Genomic DNA, 17,580 nt, shown 5'->3' on the forward strand with positions numbered 1-17,580 from the left:
CGGCCGTGCGGCCGGGGGCTTCGTGCTGCTGCGGGGTCACCGTCAGACGGTGGTGACGACCTCGTCGTACTCCAGGCGCGGGGAGCGCGGGAACCAGGCCTCGTCGCCCGGCTTGCCGATGTTGACCACGGCCACCACCGAGTGCTCGCCGTCGGCGAAGAACTCCTTGTTCAGGCCCTCGGCGTCGAAGCCGGTCATCGGGCCGGCGGCCAGGCCGGCGGCGCGGACGCCGATGATGAAGTAGCCGGCCTGCAGGGCGGCGTTGAGCGCGGCCGAGCCCTCACGGGTCGGACGCTCGGAGAAGAAGACGTCCTTGGCGGCCGGGAAGTGCGGGAACAGCCGCGGCAGCTCCTCGTGGAACTCGTTGTCCGCAGCCAGGATGGCGACCAGCGGGGCGGTGGCGGTCTTGGCCTTGTTGCCGTCGGCGAGGTGCTTCACCAGGCGCTCGCGGCCCTCGGTGGAGCGGACCAGGATGACGCGCAGCGGCTGCTGGTTGAAGGCGGTCGGCGCGAACTTGACCAGGTCGTAGATGGCCTGGACCTGCTCGTCGCTGACCGGCTCGTCGGTGAAGGTGTTGGCGGTGCGGGCCTCACGGAAGAGCAGGTCCTGAGCGGCAGTGTCGAGAGCCAGGGTCATTACGGTCCACCTCTACGGGATATGCGTGAGCGTCACGGAGCAGCGGTTTGCGCGCCGTTCAGTACGCTCCAACAGTAGGTGAAACTTAAACTATTCCGCAACTGGACCGTGAGCCACCTCACATACCGGGCTACCCGTTTACTCCCCGGCCTCCGCCGCCCCGTCCTCGGCGGCCAGGGCCGCGTCCAGCCGGGCCCGGGCGCCGTCCAGCCAGCGCTGGCAGACCTTGGCCAGCTGCTCGCCGCGCTCCCAGAGGGCCAGTGACTCCTCCAGCGGGACGCCGCCCGCCTCCAGCTGCCGGACCACGTCGAGCAACGCGTCCCGCGCCTGCTCGTAACCGAGGCCGTCGTCCGCGCTATTCCCCTGCTGCTCTGTCATGCCGTCAGGGTAGGCGCTGCGGCGGACAATTCGGGTGTGTCCGGGCGCCGGTGCTGGCTACCCTCGGCGGCATGAGCACCCAGGTGAGACCCGCCACTCCCGAGGACGCCGCCGAGCTGGTCCGGCTGCGCGGCCTGATGTTCGAGGCGATGTCGGGGCGGGCCGACCCCGGCCCGTGGCGGCGGACCGCCGAGCTGGAGCTGCGGGAGCGGCTGGCCGTCCCGGCCGACCGCCGCACCATGGCCGCCTTCGTACTGGACGATCCGGCCGAGCCGGGCCGGCTGGCCGCCTGCGCGGTCGGGACGCTGGAGCGGCGGCTGCCCGCGCCCGGGCACCCCGACGGCCTGTTCGGCTTCGTCTTCAACATCTGCACCGATCCGGCCCACCGCCGGCGCGGCCACGCCCGGGCCTGCACCGAGGCGCTGCTCGCCTGGTTCGACGCCCGCCGGGTGACCCGGGTCGACCTGCACGCCACCGAGGGCGGCGAGGCGCTCTACCGCAGTCTCGGCTTCCACGAGCACTCCGTGCCGCTGTCCCGGCAGCGGCTGCTGCCCGGCGGCTGACGCTCGGGTGGCCCTGGCCCCGGGCGGCCTCAGTCCTGGGCGGCCGTCACCTCGAAGGAACCGGCGGCGACCCGCGCGTGCAGGGTCTCACCGGGCGTCAGCACCGCCGGGTCGGTCACCACGTGGCCGTCACCCCGCTGCAGCACCGCGTACCCCCGCTCCAGCGTGGCCAGCGGCGAGAGCGCGACCACCCGGGCCAGGGTGTGCCCGAGGTCCGACCCGGCCGCGTCCAGCCGGTGGCCGAGCACCCGCCGGGACCGCTCCAGCAGCGCCTCGACCTGCGCGGCCGGGCCGTCCACCAGCCGGTGCGGGGCGGCCAGCACCGGTCGGCTGCGCAGCCCGGCCAGACCCGCCTGCTCCCGCTCCACCCGGTGGGTGATGTGCCGCCGGGCGCGGTCCCGCAGCTGGTGCACCCGGGTCAGCTCCTCGCCGACGTCGGGCACCACGCGCTTGGCGGCATCGGTCGGCGTGGAGGCCCGCAGGTCGGCGACGAAGTCCAGCAGCGGCTGGTCCGGCTCGTGCCCGATCGCGCTGACCACCGGCGTCCGGGCGGCGGCGACCGCGCGGAGCAGGGTCTCGTCGGAGAACGGCAGCAGGTCCTCCACGCTGCCGCCGCCCCGGGCCACGATGATCACGTCCACCTCGGGGTGCTCGTCCAGCTCCCGGACCGCGGCCGTCACCTGGGCCACCGCGCCGTTGCCCTGCACCGGTACGTTCCTGACCTCGAACCGGACGGCCGGCCAGCGGCGCCTGGCGTTCTCCAGCACGTCCCGCTCGGCGGCCGAGCCCCGGCCGGTGACCAGGCCGACGCAGTGCGGCAGGAACGGCAGCCGCTGCTTGCGCTCCGGGGCGAACAGGCCCTCGGCGGCCAGCTTCCGCTTCAGGTGCTCCAGCCGGGCGAGCAGCTCGCCCAGCCCGACCAGGCGGATCTCGGTGGCCCGGAGCGAGAGCGTGCCCCGGGCGACGTACCACTCGGGCTTGGCGAAGACCAGCACCCGGGAGCCCTCCTGGACGTCGTCGGCGACCTGGTCGAAGACCTGCCGGAAGCAGGTGACGGTCAGTGAGACGTCGCGGTCCGGGTCACGCAGCGTCAGGAACACCACCCCGGCCCCCGGCCGGCGGCTGAGCTGGGTGATCTGCCCCTCCACCCAGACCGCCCCGAGCCGGTCCACCCAGCCGCCGATGAGCGCGGAAACCTTGCCGACCGGGACCGGTGCCTCGGGTGAGCTGCTGTTGGCCATGACACCGAGGCTAACCCCGCAGGCCGACACGCTCCCTCAAACCTGCACCCGGTCGTACTGTGGGGCGATCAGGCGTCAATTTCGGGGAGCAGCGGGCTGATGGTGATTTCCAAGGGTGCGAACGTGCCGGTGACGGCGGCCGAGGTCGTGGTCGAGCTGGGCTGGACGACCGGCCCCGGTGTACCGGACGCGGACGCCTCGGCCTTGCTGCTCGCGGGCGGCCGGGTCCGCTCGGACGCCGACTTCGTCTTCTACAACCAGCCGCAGGACGCCTCCGGCGCCGTCCGCCACAACGGGAAGCGCCAGACCCCCGGCGCGGTGGTGGACGGCCTGACGGTCCGTCTGGCCGGGCTCGACGCGGCGGTGGAGACGGTCGTGCTGGCCGCCTCCAGCGACGGCGGCCGCTTCGGCGCACTGCCCGGCCTGTACCTGCGGCTGCTGGACGCGGCCTCCGGTGCGGAGCTGGTCCGGTTCGAGGACACCGGGGCGGACACCGAGACGGCCTTCGTGCTCGGCGAGCTGTACCGGCGGGGTGGCGGCTGGAAGTTCCGCGCGGTGGGGCAGGGGTACGCCTCCGGCCTGGCCGGTCTCGCCACCGACTACGGCATCCAGGTGGACTCGGAGCCGGCGCCCGCTGCTGCTCCTGCCACCATGCCTGCGCCTCCCGTGCCGCCCGCGCCGCCCGCCCCGATGGCCGCTCCCGCCCCGCCGGCCGCCCCGCCCGCCGCTGCGCCGCCGAGCTTCACCAAGATCACGCTGACCAAGGAGGCCCCGCGCCTGTCGCTGCGCAAGCACGGCGCGGTCGGCGGCCTGCTCCGGGTCAACCTCAACTGGACGCCGGTGGGCGGCCAGCCGCAGAAGCAGCAGTCGGGTTCGGGTGTCGGCGGCTGGCTGGCCAAGAAGATGCAGGCGGCCACCCAGGCCGGGCAGCCGGGCCGCGACCTGGACCTGGCCTGCCTCTGGCAGCTGCGGGACGGCAGCGCCGGGATCGTGCAGGCGGTCGGCCAGCGGTTCGGCTCGCTGCACGAGGCGCCGTTCATCCAGCTCGCCAACGACGACCGGACCGGTTCGGTGACCACCGGCGAGGACCTCTGGATCAACCTGGACCACGCCGACCTGATCCAGCGCCTGGTGGTGTTCGCCTTCGCCTTCGACAACCGCCCGCTCACCGGCCTGAACGGGCTGGCCACGCTCTACCCCGCCACCGGTGCTCCGGTCGAACTGCCACTGGACGGCTGCGACTTCCCGGCCACCAGCTGCGTGGTCGCGCTGCTGGAGAACGACGGCAGCGGGCTGGTGGTCAACCGCGAGGGCCGCTACTTCCAGCAGGTCGAGGGCCGGTCCAACCACCAGCAGATCGACGAGGCGTACGGCTGGGGCCTGAGCTGGAGCGCCGGGCGGAAGTGACGGCGGCTCAGCGCCCGCGCCGGACGGCCGGGCTCTGCAGCACCAGCACCAGCAGTCCGACGGCCAGCCAGGCCGCGCCGACCCACTGGGCGGCGGTGGAGGCCTCGACCAGCACCCAGCCGATCACCGCCATGCCGAGCAGCGGGACCAGCAGGTGCCGGAACCAGTCCCGGGAGTCGCCCTTGACGGTGTACCAGCCGATCACCGAGGCGTGCAGCAGCCCGAACGCGCTCAGTGCGCCGACGTTCACCACCGAGGTCAGCTGGTCGAGCCCGTCGTCCCGGCCGGCCGCCCAGACCGCCGCCACCAGGGTGACCACGGCGGCGGCCAGCAGGGCCCGCCGGGGCACCGCCGTCCGGGCGTCCACCACGGCGAGCGCCCGGGGCAGCCGGGCCTCGCGGGCCATCGCGAACAGCAGCCGCCCGGCCGCGGCCTGCCCGGCCAGGGCCGCGAAGGCCGCCCCGATCGCCTTGCTGACCGCCACCAGGGTCTGCAGCCAGTGCCCGATCGAGGCGTCGACGGTGTCGTAGAAGGCCGAACCCTGCGCGGCCGGGTCGGCGGCCAGCTGCTGCGGCGTCACCGGGGTGAGCAGCGCGGCCAGGTAGGTCTGCCCGACGAACAGCACCCCGGCCAGGGCCAGGCACCAGAGCACCGCCCGGGCCACCGCGGCCGAGGCGCCGACCGCCTCCTCGACGAACGAGGCGATCGCGTCGAAGCCCAGGTAGGAGAGCACCGCCACCGAGACCGCGGCCATCACCGCCGTCAGCGAGAAGCCGCCGACCCCGGTGAGCGGCGAGAGCCAGTCCCGCTGCGCGCCGTCCCGGACCAGCACCACCACGGCCGAGACCGTGAAGACGGCCAGCACCACGATCTCCAGCGCCAGCACCGCGAAGCCGACCGCCGCCGCCGTCCTGACCCCGAGCAGGTTGAGGCCGGTGGTGACCAGGACGGCCAGCGCGGTCCAGACCCAGCGGGAGACGTCCGGGACCAGGGAGTTGAGCGCGATGCCGGAGAACAGGTAGGCCACCGCCGGGATCAGCAGGTAGTCCAGCATCGCCATCCAGCCGGCCACGAACCCCCAGTTCTCGCCCAGCCCGGCCCGGGCGTAGGCGAACACCGAGCCGGTCTGCGGCACCGCGCGCACCATCTGGGCGTAGCTGTAGGCGGTGAACCCCATCGCGACGGTGGCCGCCAGGTAGACCGCGGCGACCGCGCCGTGGCTCTTGGCGTCCAGTACGCCGAACACGCCGACCGGTGCCATCGGGGCGATGAACAGCAGCCCGTAGACCATCAGATCGCGTACGCCCAGGCTCCGGCGCAGGGCGCCGGGTGCTCCACTCTGCTCAGCCATGCTCAGATTTGAGCACTTCCGTCCGGTTCTATCCGGTAGCCGGTCCCCGTCGGCGCGGCCCGGGCCCGCCCGTACCATGGGAGCCATGTCCAACTCTGCGCAGCGCCGTGTCCTGCTCGCCGCCCCCCGTGGCTACTGCGCGGGTGTAGACCGCGCCGTCATCGCCGTGGAGAAGGCCCTGGAGCAGTACGGGGCCCCGATCTACGTCCGCAAGGAGATCGTCCACAACAAGTTCGTGGTGCAGACCCTGGAGAAGCAGGGCGCCATCTTCGTCGACGAGACCGAGGAGGTGCCCGAGGGTTCGATCGTGGTCTTCTCGGCCCACGGTGTCGCGCCGTCGGTGCACGACGAGGCCAAGATCGGCAAGCTCGCCACCATCGACGCCACCTGCCCCCTGGTCACCAAGGTGCACAAGGAGGCGGTCCGGTTCGCCGAGGAGGACTACGACATCCTGCTGGTCGGCCACGAGGGCCACGAGGAGGTCGTCGGCACCATGGGCGAGGCGCCCGACCGGATCCACCTGGTGGACGGTGCCGAGGACGTCGCCAACGTGCAGGTCCGGGACGAGTCCAAGGTGGTCTGGCTGTCCCAGACCACGCTCTCGGTGGACGAGACCATGGCCACCGTCGGCGAGCTGAAGAAGCGCTTCCCGCTGCTGGTCAGCCCGCCCAGCGACGACATCTGCTACGCCACCCAGAACCGCCAGGTGGTGGTCAAGCAGATCGCCCCCGAGACCGACCTGCTGATCGTGGTCGGCTCCCGCAACTCCTCCAACTCGGTCCGCCTGGTCGAGGTCGGCCTGGAGTACGGCGCCAAGGCCGCCCACCTGGTCGACTTCGCCGACGAGATCGACGAGGCCTGGCTGGAGGGCGTCACCACGGTCGGCCTGACCAGCGGCGCCTCGGTGCCGGAGATCCTGGTCGAGGGCGTGCTCGCCTACCTGGCCGAGCGCGGCTACGCCGACGTGCAGACCGTCAAGACCGCCGAGGAGCACCTGGTCTTCTCGCTCCCCAAGGAGCTCCGCCGCGACCTCCGCGCCGAGGCGGCCGGAAAGCTGTAGCGCGTTTCCGGCTGACGGCCCGTACGTTTGTCCACAGGTCTGTGGACACGTGGAGGCTAGCTGTGACGGCAGTGTTCGGTGTGGACATCGGTGGTTCGGGCATCAAGGGTGCCCCGGTCGATCTCGAACGGGGCACCCTGGCCGAGGAGCGGCACAAGGTGCTGACGCCCCGTCCGGCCTCGCCCCAGGCGGTGGTCGCGGCGGTGCACGAGGTGGTCGCGCACTTCGGCCACCGGGGCCCGGTCGGCCTCACCTTCCCCGGCGTGGTGGTCGGCGGCCGGATCCACACCGCCGCCAACGTGGCCGAGGACTGGATCGGCCTGGACGCGGCCGGCCTGTTCCGGGAGACCCTGGACCTGCCCGCGAGCGTGCTCAACGACGCCGACGCGGCCGGTCTGGCCGAGGTCAGGCACGGGGCCGGCCGGGACCGGGACGGCGTGGTGCTGATGCTCACCTTCGGCACCGGCATCGGCAGCGCCCTGTTCACCGACGGCGTGCTGGTGCCCAACACCGAGCTCGGCCACCTCGAACTGCGCGGCAAGGACGCCGAACGCCGTGCCTCCTCGGCCGCCCGCGAGCGGCACGAGCTGAGCTGGGCCGACTGGGCGGTGCGGGTGGACGAGTACCTGGACCTGGTGGAGCGGCTGTTCTCGCCGCAGCTGATCATCGTCGGTGGTGGAGTGAGCCGGAAGCACGACAAGTTCATGCCGCTGCTCAAGCAGCGCCCGGCCGAGGTGGTCCCGGCACTGCTGCGCAACGACGCGGGCATCGTCGGTGCCGCGATGGCCGCCGCGAGCAGCTGACGCGTCCGGTCCGGTGCGGTCGATGGCGGTCCGGCCCGGCCGGGCGGCTCAGGAGCTGCGGCTGCGCCGGATCCGCCGCTGCGCCAGGAACCGGGCGGCCACGATCAGCACGGCCAGCCCGGTGCCGGTGAACAGCCAACCCGCCCGCAGCGCCAGCCCGCTGGCCAGTGCCACCACCTGTCCGGTCACCCCGGGCACGGAGGCGGGGCCGAAGCAGAGCAGCGCCAGCGCGAACGCGATCGGCCCGCTGATCGGTGCGGCCGGCAGGTCCGCCAGCCGTACCCGGACGGCCAGTTGGAAGCAGAGCACCAGGTAGCCGAGCCCGAACAGCCAGCCCAGGCCGCCGAACAGCAGCCGGTCCACCGCCGCCACCGCCAGGGCGCCGACCAGCGCCAGCACCCCGGTGCCCACCGCCGTCAGCCGGGCCGGCGGCCCGCTGCGGCCCTTCGTCCTGGCCCGCAGCCGCGCCTGCAGCTTGGCCCGCAGCGGCGGCGGCAGCCGCAGCTTCGGCACCGCCGTCCGGGCGTCGGGGGGCGTGGCCGGCCCCGGTACGGCGGCGGCCTCGCCGGCACCGGCTGGCGGTCGGCGTCTGGGCCCTGGCGGCTGGGTACGGATGCTCTGCTCCACCCGTCCAACGTACGGTCCGATCATCGCCACACTGTGTAATGGCGCGTTCGCCTCATTCCGTGTCCCCGGCCGGAGTAATCGCCCGGTCGGAACGATCAACCTGAAGGCACCGTCCTCGGGTTCGGATCCGCCCGCCCGCACCACGCGCGGCCCGGCGCCGCCGGTGTCGGCGGCCCGGTGTGGCCGGGGCCGTAGACTTGGCGATCGGCTCGGGGCACCCGCGCCGCTCCACGCCCTCCAAGCCCACGGGACTTCGCTTCATGTCGCTCACGATCGGAATCGTCGGCCTGCCGAACGTCGGCAAGTCGACCCTGTTCAACGCCCTGACCAAGAACGACGTGCTGGCGGCCAACTACCCGTTCGCCACCATCGAGCCCAACGTGGGCGTCGTCGGCGTGCCGGACACCCGGCTGGCCGTGCTCGCCGAGATCTTCGGCTCCCAGCGGATCCTCCCGGCCACGGTCGACTTCGTCGACATCGCCGGGATCGTCCGGGGCGCTTCGGTCGGCGAGGGCCTGGGCAACAAGTTCCTGGCGAACATCCGCGAGTCGGACGCGATCTGCCAGGTCATCCGCGCCTTCGTCGACCCCGACGTGGTGCACGTGGACGGCAAGGTCTCGCCCAAGGACGACATCGAGACCATCAACACCGAGCTGATCCTCGCCGACCTCCAGTCGATCGAGAAGGTCCTGCCCCGGCTCCAGAAGGAGTCGCGCCTGAAGAAGGAGAGCGCGGCCACCCTGGCCGCCGCCGAGGCCGCCCAGAAGATCCTGGAGTCCGGCAAGACCCTCTTCGAGGTCGGCTTCGACTCCTCCTCGGTCCGCGAGCTCCACCTGCTCACCACCAAGCCCTTCCTCTACGTCTTCAACGTCGACGAGGAGGAGCTCACCAACGAGGAGTTCAAGGCCGAGCAGCGGGCCTTGGTCGCCCCGGCCGAGGCGATCTTCCTCAACGCCAAGATCGAGTCCGAGCTGATCGGCATGGACGAGGACGAGGCCCTCGAACTCCTCCAGTCGATGGGCCAGGAGGAGACCGGCATGGCCACCCTCGGCCGGGTCGGCTTCGAGACCCTCGGCCTGCAGACCTACCTCACCGCAGGCCCCAAGGAGGTCCGCGCCTGGACCATCAAGAAGGGCGCGACCGCCCCCGAGGCGGCCGGTGTGATCCACACCGACTTCCAGAAGGGCTTCATCAAGGCCGAGATCGTCTCCTTCGACGACCTGGTCGAGTGCGGCTCCATCCCCGACGCCCGCGCCAAGGGCAAGGCCCGGATCGAGGGCAAGGAGTACGTCATGCAGGACGGCGACGTGGTGGAGTTCCGCTTCAACGTCTGACCGGCCCTCGGCAGAACGGCCCGACCCGCGCGCGAGCGGGGCGGGCCGTTCCGCTGTCCGCAGCCCGACCCGGGCGGCGCCGGTGCGGGGCCCGTTGTCGTACCGTGGCGGGACCGCTACAGAACGGACCGGTCCCGTGGTTGCTCGCCCGTACGTCCTGCTCAGTGCCGCGATGTCGGTCGACGGGTATCTGGACGACGCCTCGCCCGAGCGGCTGCTGCTCTCCGGGCCGGCCGACTTCGACCGGGTGGACGAGCTGCGGGCGGGGTGCGACGCGATCCTGGTCGGGGGCAACACACTGCGCCGGGACAACCCCCGACTGCTCGTCAACTCGCCCGGGCGGCGGGCCGAGCGGCTCGGCCGGGGGCTGCCGGAGTACCCGCTCAAGGTGACCCTGACCGGCAGCGGCGAGCTGGAGCGGGGCCTGAACTTCTGGCACACCGGGGGCGCCAGGCTGGCGTACACCACCACCCCGGCGGCCGAGCGGCTGGCGGCGGAACTGGCCGGGCTGGCCGAGGTGGTGGGCCTGGGTGAGCGGGTGGGGCTGGGGGCGGTGCTGGACGACCTGGGTGCGCGCGGGGTGCGGCGGCTGATGGTGGAGGGCGGCAGCAGCGTGCACACCCAGTTCCTGGCCGAGGGGCTGGCGGACGAACTCCAGCTGGCGGTGGCGCCGTTGCTGGTGGGACAGGCCGGGGCGCCGAGGTTCGTCGGCACGGCGGACTTCCCGGGCGGGACGTCCCGGCGGATGCGGCTGCTGGAGGCACGTACCGTGGGCGATGTCGTGCTGCTCCGCTACGCACCGAAGGAGACCGCCTCGTGAAGACCGACGCCGACTGGCTGGCCCGGGCCGTCGACCTGTCCGGGAAGTGCCCGGACTCGGAGACCGCCTTCTCGGTCGGGGCGGTGATCGTCGGCGCCGACGGCGAGCTGCTCAGCGAGGGGTACAGCCGGGAGACCGACGCGCACGTGCACGCGGAGGAGTCCGCGCTGGCCAAGCTGCCCGCGGGGGACCCGCGGCTGCGGACGGCGACGGTGTACAGCTCGCTGGAGCCGTGCGGGCAGCGGGCGTCGCGGCCGCGCACCTGCGCGGAGCTGATCATCGCGGCGGGCGTGCCCCGGGTGGTGCTGGCCTGGCGGGAGCCGGACCTGTTCGTGACGGCCTGTCAGGGGACGGCGCTGCTCACGGCGGCGGGGGTCGAGGTGGTCGAGCTGCCGGAGCTGGCGGAGGCGGCCAGGGCGGTCAATGCACACCTGCTCGGCTGAGTTTTGTAGCCTGGTATGACAAACCCCGCGGATTCCGTCCTGAGGAGCTTGCCCATGCCTGTCACCCTGCCCGCCCGCGCCCTGCTGCTCGACATGGACGGCACCCTGGTCGACTCCGGGACGGCGGTGGAGCGCTGCTGGCGGCGCTGGGCCGCCGAGCACGGCATCGACGGCGACGAGGCGATGCGGGTGGTGCACGGCCGGCAGGGCCACCTGAGCATGGCGATCCTGCTGCCGGAGCGGCCGATGGAGCAGAACCTGGCGGACAACCGCCGGATGCTGGCCGAGGAGATCGCCGATCTGGACGGCGTGGTCGAGGTGCCGGGGGCGGCCGTGTTCCTGGCCGCGATCGCCCGGCTGCCGCACGCGCTGGTCACCTCCGCGCCCGCGGAGCTGGCCCGGACCAGGATGGCGGCGGCCGGCCTGGAGCTGCCGGCCGTGCGGGTGACCGCCGAGTCGGTGGGGGCGAGCAAGCCGGACCCGGAGGGCTTCCTGAAGGGCGCGGCCGAGCTGGGAGCCGATCCGGCCGACTGCGTGGTCTTCGAGGACTCCGAGGCGGGCATCGCGGCGGGCCTGGCGGCCGGCATGCGGGTGGTGGGCGTGGGCCCGCACGCGGCGGCCTTCGGCCCGACCGTCCAGGTGGACACCCTGGAGCAGGTCCGGGTGGTCCCGGACGCCGACGGCGGGCTGGTGCTGGAGATCGGCTGAGCGGACGCGGGAGGGCCCGGGGACCGCATGGTCCCCGGGCCCTCCCGACTGTCCGTCAGGCCTTGCGGCTGCGCAGGAAGACCAGGATCAGCAGCCCGCCGAGCACGACCACCCCGGCGTCCAGGGTGAAGGCGAGCCGCAGGCCGGAGAGCACCGAGTCGGTGGCCGAGTGGGTGGCCTCCATCGCGTGGATCCGGGTGGTGGCGATCGCGCTCATCACCGGGATGCCGACCGCCAGGCCGACCTGCTGGGTCATCGTGGCCAGGCCGGTGGCCAGGCCCTGCTCCTCGTTCGGCAGGCCCGAGGTGGAGGTGATCATGTACGAGACCACGGCGGTCAGGTGGCCGAACGAGGCGACCGTCAGCAGCACCAGGACCAGCAGGATGCTGCTGTCCGCGCTCGCGGTCAGCGCCAGGCCGATCGGCCCGATCACCTGCAGGGTCAGGCCGATCACCAGCCCGAGCCGGTTGCCGAACCGCCCGACCACCTTCGGTGCGACCACGCCGCCGACGAAGGCCGCGATGCCGAGCCCGGAGAAGGCCAGGCCGGTGTCCATCGCCGACAGGCCGTTCACCTTCTGCAGGTAGAGCGTGGCCAGGAAGATCACCGCGGTCTGCATGGTGATCGCGATCAGCCCGCCGAAGTTGCCCCAGAGCACCGAGGGCTTGTTCAGGATGCGCACCGAGGCGAGCGGGGACTCGGCCCGCAGCTCGATCCGGTAGAAGACGGTCAGCAGCACCGCGGCGGCGGCCAGCAGGACCAGCACCAGGGCGTCGCCCCAGCCCTCCTCGCCGGCCCGGGAGACGCCGTAGACCAGGGCGATCAGACCGGTGGAGACGGTGACCGCACCGGGCACGTCCATCTTCGCCCGCCCGGCCAGCCGGCTCTCCGGCAGCAGCCGCGGGGTCAGCACGATGATCGCCACCGCGATCGGGACGTTGATCAGGAAGGCCCAGCGCCAGCTCAGCAGGTCGGTCAGCAGACCGCCGGCCACCGCGCCGACGGTGAAGCCGGCCGAGATCATCGCGCCGTTCACCCCCAGTGCCTTGGCCCGGAGCGGGCCCTCCGGGAACGAGGTGGTGAGCAGCGCCAGCGCGGCGGGCGTCGCCATCGCGGTCGCCACGCCCTGGAGCACCCGCGCGATGATCAGCACCAGCGGCTCGTTGGCCGCCGCGCCGAGCAGCGAGGAGAGCGCCAGCAGGGCGAGCCCGGCCAGGAACATCCGGCGGCGCCCGTACAGGTCGGCGATCCGGCCGAACAGCAGGGTGAACCCGGCCGAGGTGATGGCGAACGCGGTGGAGATCCACTGCAGGTCGCCGACCGCGAAGCCGAGGCCGTCGCCGATCACCGGGATGGCCACCGTGAGCAGGGAGAAGTCGGCTGCGAGCAGGAACGTCGAGCTGAGCAGCAGGATCAGGATCGCCCGCTGGCGCTTGGACATTCTCGGTTCCAGGGCCGGATTGTCGTTCTGGACCGCAGTCCCGTCCAGCACGGACATGGTGAACACCTTTCGCTCTGTGAAAGCCGATCACCGTGCACGGAATTGTCGGTGTCCGGGAGCCCCCATGCTCCGCCTGGAACCGGTGCGCGGTCGATCCACCGGGGGCCACTACGTCAGGTCAGCGGCGTGGCCGAGGAGTTGCCCGAAAGAGCTGACGAAGTACCGCACGGCTGTTTCAGTCGGGTTGTCGCGGCATGGTCAGAATGCTGACGAAGTATTCGCCGGAGAATGCACAGATCCCGGGCCGGCGAATTCACTGATCTTGAGAAAACGTCAACTTCCATGTGTGGAGGCCACGGTCATGAGCACCATCCCGCCGTCCCCCCGGCGCGCCGCCGTCCTCAAGGGCCTGGGCACGTACCTGCCGCCACGCGTCGTCAGCAACGAGGAGCTGTCCGGCCGGCTGGACACCAGCGACGAGTGGATCCGGACCAGGACCGGTATCCGGCAGCGGTACTGGGTCGACCCCGGCACCGCCACCGGTGACCTGGCGTTCGAGGCCGGCGCCCGGGCGCTCAAGGCCGCCGGGGTGGACTCGGTGGACGCCGTGGTGCTCGCCACCAGCACTCCGGACCACCCCTGCCCGGCCACCGCGCCGGCCGTGGCCGCCCGGCTGGGCCTGGGCACCGTGCCCGCCTTCGACATCGCCGCCGTCTGCGCCGGGTTCGTGTACGCGGCCGCCAGTGCCGCGAGCCTGATCGTGGCCGGGCTGGCCGAGCGGGTGCTGGTGATCGGTGCGGAGACCTACTCCGGCATCCTCAACCCCGCCGACCGGACCACCTCGGTGATCTTCGGCGACGGCGCGGGCGCGATCGTGCTGGAGGCCGGCAGCGCCGAGGAGCCGGGCGCGCTGCTCGGCTTCGACCTGGGCAGCGACGGCGAGCGGCACGACCTGATCACCATCCCGGCCGGCGGCTCCCGGATGCGGACCTCGGAGGACCCGGCCGACCAGTACTTCACCATGCAGGGCAAGCCGGTCTTCGCCCACGCGGTGACCAGGATGGGGGAGTCCTCCGCCGCCCTGCTGGAGCGGATCGGCTGGCCGACCGAATCGGTCGACCGGGTGGTCGGCCACCAGGCCAACGTCCGGATCCTGCACGCGCTGGCCGACTTCCTCGGGGTCGAGCGCGCCCGCGCCGTGGTCAACCTGGACCGGGTCGGCAACACCTCCGCCGCCTCGATCCCGCTCGCACTGGCCGACGCGATGCTCTCCGGCGAGGTGGCGCCCGGCGACCGGGTGCTGCTCAGCGCCTTCGGCGGCGGCCTCGCCTGGGGCTCCACCGCCCTGGTCTGGCCGGACATCACGGCCGCCTGACCCTGCCCGAATCCCCGTCAAACCCCGCTGAAAGGAACGCAATGAGCGCCATCGCCAACCACATCGTCGACCTCATGGTGGAGAAGTTCGAGATCCCCGCCGAGAGCCTGGACCCCGCCACCCCGTTCGAGTCGCTGGAGCTCGACTCCCTGGTGCTGGTCGAACTCGCGGTGCTGCTGCAGAAGCTGTACGGCATCGCGGTCGACGACTGGGAGATCGAGGCGGCCGCGACGATCGACGGCACGGTCGAGCTGCTGCACACCAAGGGCCTGCCGGTCGCGGCCTGACCCGACGGACCCTGCCCGGAACCTCGCTCGGACGACGCAAGGGGAAGTGTGATGCGGGAGACCACGGAGGAGTACGGGCGGTCGGCCCGGCTGGAGGACGAGGGCGTCGAGCAGTTCAGCGCCTTCTCGACCCGGCTGCTGGCCGCGATCGGCGCGGAGCTGGAGCAGAACCTCCGGTCACTGGGCCCCCGTTACCGCTCCGACCAGAACGAGCTGCCCGTCTAGGGCCTGTCCGACAACCAGTCCTCGGAAGGAACTGCCCACAGTGAAGTACGACAACCTGTACATAGCCGGGGTCGGCGCCTGGTACCCCAAGCCGGTGCCGGTGGAGAAGGCGATCGACGAGGGCTGGTACGACAACCTGACCCGGCGCCGGACGGCGCAGCTGAGCGCCACCGTGGCCGGGGACGACGACTCCCAGCCGGAGATGGCGGCCCGGGCCGGAAAGCTGGCGGTGCGCCAGTCCGGTCTGTCCACCGACGCGTTCGGGCTGCTGCTGCACGCGACCACCGGCTTCTGCGGCCTGGACGGCTGGAACGTCAGCTCCTACCTGCAGGACCAGGTGCTGGACGGCAACGGGATCTCGCTGGAGGTCCGACAGCAGTCCAACGGTGGGATGGCCGCGATCGAGCTGGCCGCCGCCTTCCTGGCGGCCGGCACCGACCGCACCGCCGCGCTGGTCACCGCCTCGGACCGGTTCGCCGAGCCGGTCTGGGACCGCTGGCGCGCGTACACCGGGCTGGTGCTCGGTGACGGCGGCAGCGCCGCGGTGCTCTCCACCGAGCGCGGCTTCGCCAAGGTGCTGTCGGTGCACAGCGAGAGCCGGGCCGAGCTGGAGGGGGCCCAGCGCGCCGACCAGCCGTTCACCGCCAACCCCGACCCGGCGGACCGCTCGGCCTACCCGATCAGCCTGATCAACCGGATGAAGCAGTTCGCCTCCAGCGGGATCGGCCTGTCCGAGATCTTCCGCCGGATGAACGCGGCGCTGGTCCTCGCGGTGAACACCGCCGCCGAGCAGGCGGGCATCTCGGCCGCCGAGGCCGACCACATCGTCTTCCCCAACTTCGGCCGCACGATGCTGGAGCAGGAGGTGCTGGCGCCGCTCGGCCTGGAGCTGGAGCAGACGCACTGGGAGTGGGGCCGGGAGATCGGCCACGCGGGTGCGACCGACCAGTTCGGCGCACTGGACCAGCTGGTCCAGAAGGGCGAACTGCGCCCGGGCCAGCGGGTGCTGATGACCGGTATCGGTCTCGGCTTCAACTGGACCTCGGTCGTGCTGGAGATCACCGAGACCCCGACCCCGGTCGGTCCGGAGCTCTGACCCGGCACCGAGCGAACGGCCCGTCCCCCCGGGGGCGGGCCGTTCGCCGTGTCACGGCCTGGGCGGCAGCGGCAGCGGCAGCGCGGGCAGGCCGTCGACGCTGACCGGGATGTACGGCTTGCCCTCGCAGTAGGCGGCGAACTCCTCGTCGGTCTTGCGGTCGAAGAACTCCGCGTGCATGCTGCGGTCCTCCCGGTACTCCATCAGCGGTACCGCGAAGCCGCAGGAGTCGCTCACCCGGGTGGCGTGCACCAGCACGATGCAGCGCAGCGCACTGCCGTCCGCAGTCGGGTCGAAGCGCCCGATCAGCTCGGCGAAGCGCGGGTCGTCCCGGAACACCGGCTCGCCGCGGCCGTGCACCCGGACCACGGTCGGGGGGCCGGTGAAGGCGCACCACATCAGCGTGATCCGGCCGTTCTCCCGCACGTGCGCCAGGGTCTCCGCGGTGCTGCCGCCGAAGTCCAGGAAGGCGACGGTGAGTTCGTCCAGGACCACCAGGGTGCCGGACCGGCCCTTGGGCGAGACGTTGACGTGCCCGTCCTCAGCGAGGGGGGCGGTGGCGGTGAAGAAGATCGGCTGATCCTCGATGAACTTCCGCAGGCGGCCGTCGATCCGTTCGTAGGTCTTTCCCATGGTCCGATTCTCGCGCAATTCCGGGCCTCCTCAAACAACTGTCTTGGCATCCGAGACAGTTCTTCTCGTTGGTCGAGACGATGCGTACGCTCGAAGAGACGGCGCAGAAGCCGTCCGGACCAAGGGGGAACCAGATATGAGTGACCGTCAGGCCGTCTACACCCACGGCCACCAGGAGCCGGTACTGCGTTCGCACCGGTCCCGTACCGCAGCCAACTCGGCGGCCTACCTGCTGCCCGAACTGCGCCCGGGGCAGGCGGTGCTGGACGTCGGCTGCGGCCCGGGCACGATCACCGCGGACCTGGCCGGACTGGTCGGCCCGACCGGCCGGGTGGTCGCGGTGGACACCTCGGCCGAGGTGCTGGCCGCAGCGGCCGAGTACACCGCCGGGCGCGGCGTCGGCAACGTGGCCTTCGAGGTCGCCGACGCGCACCGACTGCCGTACGCGGACGGCGAGTTCGACGTCGTGCACGCCCACCAGGTGCTGCAGCACGTGACCGACCCGGTGGCGGTGCTGCGCGAACTGCGCCGGGTGACGGCGCCCGGCGGGGTGGTCGCCTGCCGGGACGCCGACTACACCGCGATGACCTGGTACCCCGAACTGCCCGAGCTGGCCGGGTGGATGGCGCTCTACCAGCGGGTCTCGCGGGCCAACGGCGGCGAGCCCGACGCCGGGCGCCGGCTGGCGGCCTGGGCCAGGGCGGCCGGATTCGACCGGGTCGCCTGCTCCTCGTCCACCTGGACGTACGCCACCCAGGAGCAGCGCGACTGGTGGGGCGGCCTGTGGGCGGACCGGGTGGTCGACTCCGGCATCGCCCGGACGGCGGTCGCCGACGGGTACGCCACCCCGGCGGAGCTGGCCGCGCTCTCGGACGGCTGGCGGCGCTGGGCCGCCGACCGGGACGGCTGGTTCGCCGTCCTGCACGGGGAGATCCTGGCCCGGGTGTGACACCCGGACGGGTCGGGGCCCGTCCCCTACGCTGACGGCCATGGGGACCACGTACCGGGTGATGCGGCAGGACGACAACGGCAACCGCTTCCTGGTCGCCAAGGGGCTGACCCGGCCGGCCGCCGAGCAGTTGGCCGCCGAGTTCGAGGCCCGGGGGCACAAGCAGCTGTACTGGGTGGAGCCCGACGGTCAGTAGGGTCGGG

At 72.5% G+C, this 17,580-nt stretch carries 21 protein-coding genes; 14 read left to right on the forward strand and 7 right to left on the reverse strand.

The genetic code is table 11. The annotated features are described in order from the left end of the window. Positions 1 to 42: 42 nt before the first annotated feature. Both ABT118_RS11285 and ABT118_RS11290 read right to left on the reverse strand, forming a co-directional pair. Complete coding sequence (locus ABT118_RS11285; RefSeq protein ID WP_350659277.1) at positions 43 to 636, reverse strand: malonic semialdehyde reductase; 594 nt, start codon at positions 634 to 636, stop codon at positions 43 to 45. 138 nt (positions 637 to 774) lie between these two features. Next, positions 775 to 1,014, reverse strand: coding sequence for an exodeoxyribonuclease VII small subunit (locus ABT118_RS11290; RefSeq protein WP_350659296.1), 240 nt, complete (start codon positions 1,012 to 1,014; stop codon positions 775 to 777). 71 nt (positions 1,015 to 1,085) lie between these two features. Between ABT118_RS11290 and ABT118_RS11295 the strand changes: the two genes are divergently transcribed. Continuing rightward, positions 1,086 to 1,577, forward strand: coding sequence for a GNAT family N-acetyltransferase (locus tag ABT118_RS11295; protein ID WP_350659318.1), 492 nt, complete (start codon positions 1,086 to 1,088; stop codon positions 1,575 to 1,577). 29 nt (positions 1,578 to 1,606) lie between these two features. On the opposite strand, the gene xseA is transcribed toward ABT118_RS11295, so the two are convergent. Continuing rightward, positions 1,607 to 2,818, reverse strand: coding sequence for an exodeoxyribonuclease VII large subunit (xseA, locus tag ABT118_RS11300; protein ID WP_350659337.1), 1,212 nt, complete (start codon positions 2,816 to 2,818; stop codon positions 1,607 to 1,609). Positions 2,819 to 2,917: 99 nt separating this feature from the next. On the opposite strand from xseA, the gene ABT118_RS11305 reads away from it, so the two are divergent. Further along, positions 2,918 to 4,225 (forward strand): TerD family protein, encoded by a 1,308-nt coding sequence (locus ABT118_RS11305; RefSeq protein ID WP_350659354.1) that lies wholly within the window; start codon positions 2,918 to 2,920, stop codon positions 4,223 to 4,225. 7 nt (positions 4,226 to 4,232) lie between these two features. Here ABT118_RS11305 and ABT118_RS11310 read toward each other — a convergent pair whose 3' ends face one another. Continuing rightward, a complete protein-coding gene (locus tag ABT118_RS11310; RefSeq protein ID WP_350659372.1) occupies positions 4,233 to 5,576 on the reverse strand; it encodes an APC family permease in 1,344 nt (447 codons plus the stop codon). Between the two features lie 85 nt (positions 5,577 to 5,661). Here ABT118_RS11310 and ABT118_RS11315 point away from each other — a divergent pair, with 85 nt between their 5' ends. Then, positions 5,662 to 6,636, forward strand: a complete 975-nt coding sequence (locus ABT118_RS11315) for a 4-hydroxy-3-methylbut-2-enyl diphosphate reductase (RefSeq protein WP_502884523.1) — start codon at positions 5,662 to 5,664, stop codon at positions 6,634 to 6,636. 62 nt (positions 6,637 to 6,698) lie between these two features. Continuing rightward, positions 6,699 to 7,439: a polyphosphate--glucose phosphotransferase gene (gene ppgK / locus ABT118_RS11320; RefSeq protein WP_350659400.1), complete on the forward strand. Its 741-nt coding sequence runs from the start codon at positions 6,699 to 6,701 to the stop codon at positions 7,437 to 7,439. 48 nt (positions 7,440 to 7,487) lie between these two features. On the opposite strand, the gene ABT118_RS11325 is transcribed toward ppgK, so the two are convergent. Then, the gene (locus ABT118_RS11325) at positions 7,488 to 8,066 is read right to left on the reverse strand and encodes a DUF6542 domain-containing protein (protein WP_350659410.1); all 579 of its coding nucleotides are present in this window, start codon (positions 8,064 to 8,066) and stop codon (positions 7,488 to 7,490) included. 260 nt (positions 8,067 to 8,326) lie between these two features. Here ABT118_RS11325 and ychF point away from each other — a divergent pair, with 260 nt between their 5' ends. The 4 genes from ychF (at position 8,327) to ABT118_RS11345 (ending at position 11,371) form a co-directional block, all read left to right on the forward strand. Further along, on the forward strand, positions 8,327 to 9,400 hold the full coding sequence (gene ychF / locus ABT118_RS11330; RefSeq protein ID WP_350659441.1) for a redox-regulated ATPase YchF: 1,074 nt from the start codon (positions 8,327 to 8,329) through the stop codon (positions 9,398 to 9,400). Positions 9,401 to 9,536: 136 nt separating this feature from the next. After that, positions 9,537 to 10,220, forward strand: a complete 684-nt coding sequence (locus tag ABT118_RS11335; RefSeq protein WP_350659453.1) for a RibD family protein — start codon at positions 9,537 to 9,539, stop codon at positions 10,218 to 10,220. Continuing rightward, positions 10,217 to 10,663, forward strand: coding sequence for a cytidine/deoxycytidylate deaminase family protein (locus ABT118_RS11340; protein WP_350659469.1), 447 nt, complete (start codon positions 10,217 to 10,219; stop codon positions 10,661 to 10,663). Before ABT118_RS11335 ends, ABT118_RS11340 begins: the two co-directional genes overlap by 4 nt. 54 nt (positions 10,664 to 10,717) lie before the next feature. Beyond that, a complete protein-coding gene (locus ABT118_RS11345) occupies positions 10,718 to 11,371 on the forward strand; it encodes an HAD-IA family hydrolase (protein WP_350659484.1) in 654 nt (217 codons plus the stop codon). A 55-nt stretch (positions 11,372 to 11,426) separates the two neighbouring features. Here the strand turns inward: ABT118_RS11345 and ABT118_RS11350 are convergent, their stop codons facing one another. Beyond that, positions 11,427 to 12,869, reverse strand: a complete 1,443-nt coding sequence (locus ABT118_RS11350) for an MFS transporter (RefSeq protein WP_350659504.1) — start codon at positions 12,867 to 12,869, stop codon at positions 11,427 to 11,429. Between the two features lie 304 nt (positions 12,870 to 13,173). On the opposite strand from ABT118_RS11350, the gene ABT118_RS11355 reads away from it, so the two are divergent. Genes ABT118_RS11355 through ABT118_RS11370 form a run of 4 tightly spaced genes read left to right on the forward strand, consistent with a single transcriptional unit; the run spans position 13,174 to position 15,795 of the window. Next, the gene (locus ABT118_RS11355; RefSeq protein WP_350659533.1) at positions 13,174 to 14,187 is read left to right on the forward strand and encodes a beta-ketoacyl-ACP synthase III; all 1,014 of its coding nucleotides are present in this window, start codon (positions 13,174 to 13,176) and stop codon (positions 14,185 to 14,187) included. Positions 14,188 to 14,228: 41 nt separating this feature from the next. Beyond that, a complete protein-coding gene (locus ABT118_RS11360; protein WP_350659553.1) occupies positions 14,229 to 14,474 on the forward strand; it encodes a phosphopantetheine-binding protein in 246 nt (81 codons plus the stop codon). A 51-nt stretch (positions 14,475 to 14,525) separates the two neighbouring features. Continuing rightward, the gene (locus ABT118_RS11365) at positions 14,526 to 14,699 is read left to right on the forward strand and encodes a hypothetical protein (RefSeq protein ID WP_350659564.1); all 174 of its coding nucleotides are present in this window, start codon (positions 14,526 to 14,528) and stop codon (positions 14,697 to 14,699) included. A gap of 40 nt (positions 14,700 to 14,739) precedes the next feature. Continuing rightward, the gene (locus tag ABT118_RS11370; protein ID WP_350659581.1) at positions 14,740 to 15,795 is read left to right on the forward strand and encodes a ketoacyl-ACP synthase III family protein; all 1,056 of its coding nucleotides are present in this window, start codon (positions 14,740 to 14,742) and stop codon (positions 15,793 to 15,795) included. A 51-nt stretch (positions 15,796 to 15,846) separates the two neighbouring features. Here the strand turns inward: ABT118_RS11370 and ABT118_RS11375 are convergent, their stop codons facing one another. Then, positions 15,847 to 16,428 carry a pyridoxamine 5'-phosphate oxidase family protein gene (locus ABT118_RS11375; protein ID WP_350659603.1) on the reverse strand — a complete coding sequence of 194 codons (582 nt, stop codon included), beginning with the start codon at positions 16,426 to 16,428 and terminating at the stop codon, positions 15,847 to 15,849. Between the two features lie 136 nt (positions 16,429 to 16,564). On the opposite strand from ABT118_RS11375, the gene ABT118_RS11380 reads away from it, so the two are divergent. Beyond that, positions 16,565 to 17,377, forward strand: a complete 813-nt coding sequence (locus tag ABT118_RS11380; RefSeq protein WP_350659612.1) for a methyltransferase domain-containing protein — start codon at positions 16,565 to 16,567, stop codon at positions 17,375 to 17,377. Positions 17,378 to 17,417: 40 nt separating this feature from the next. Continuing rightward, complete coding sequence (locus ABT118_RS11385) at positions 17,418 to 17,573, forward strand: SPOR domain-containing protein (protein WP_350659619.1); 156 nt, start codon at positions 17,418 to 17,420, stop codon at positions 17,571 to 17,573. Positions 17,574 to 17,580 lie beyond the last annotated feature (7 nt).

The sequence above is a fragment of the Kitasatospora sp. NPDC002040 genome, assembly GCF_040296785.1.
Lineage (GTDB): Bacteria > Actinomycetota > Actinomycetes > Streptomycetales > Streptomycetaceae > Kitasatospora.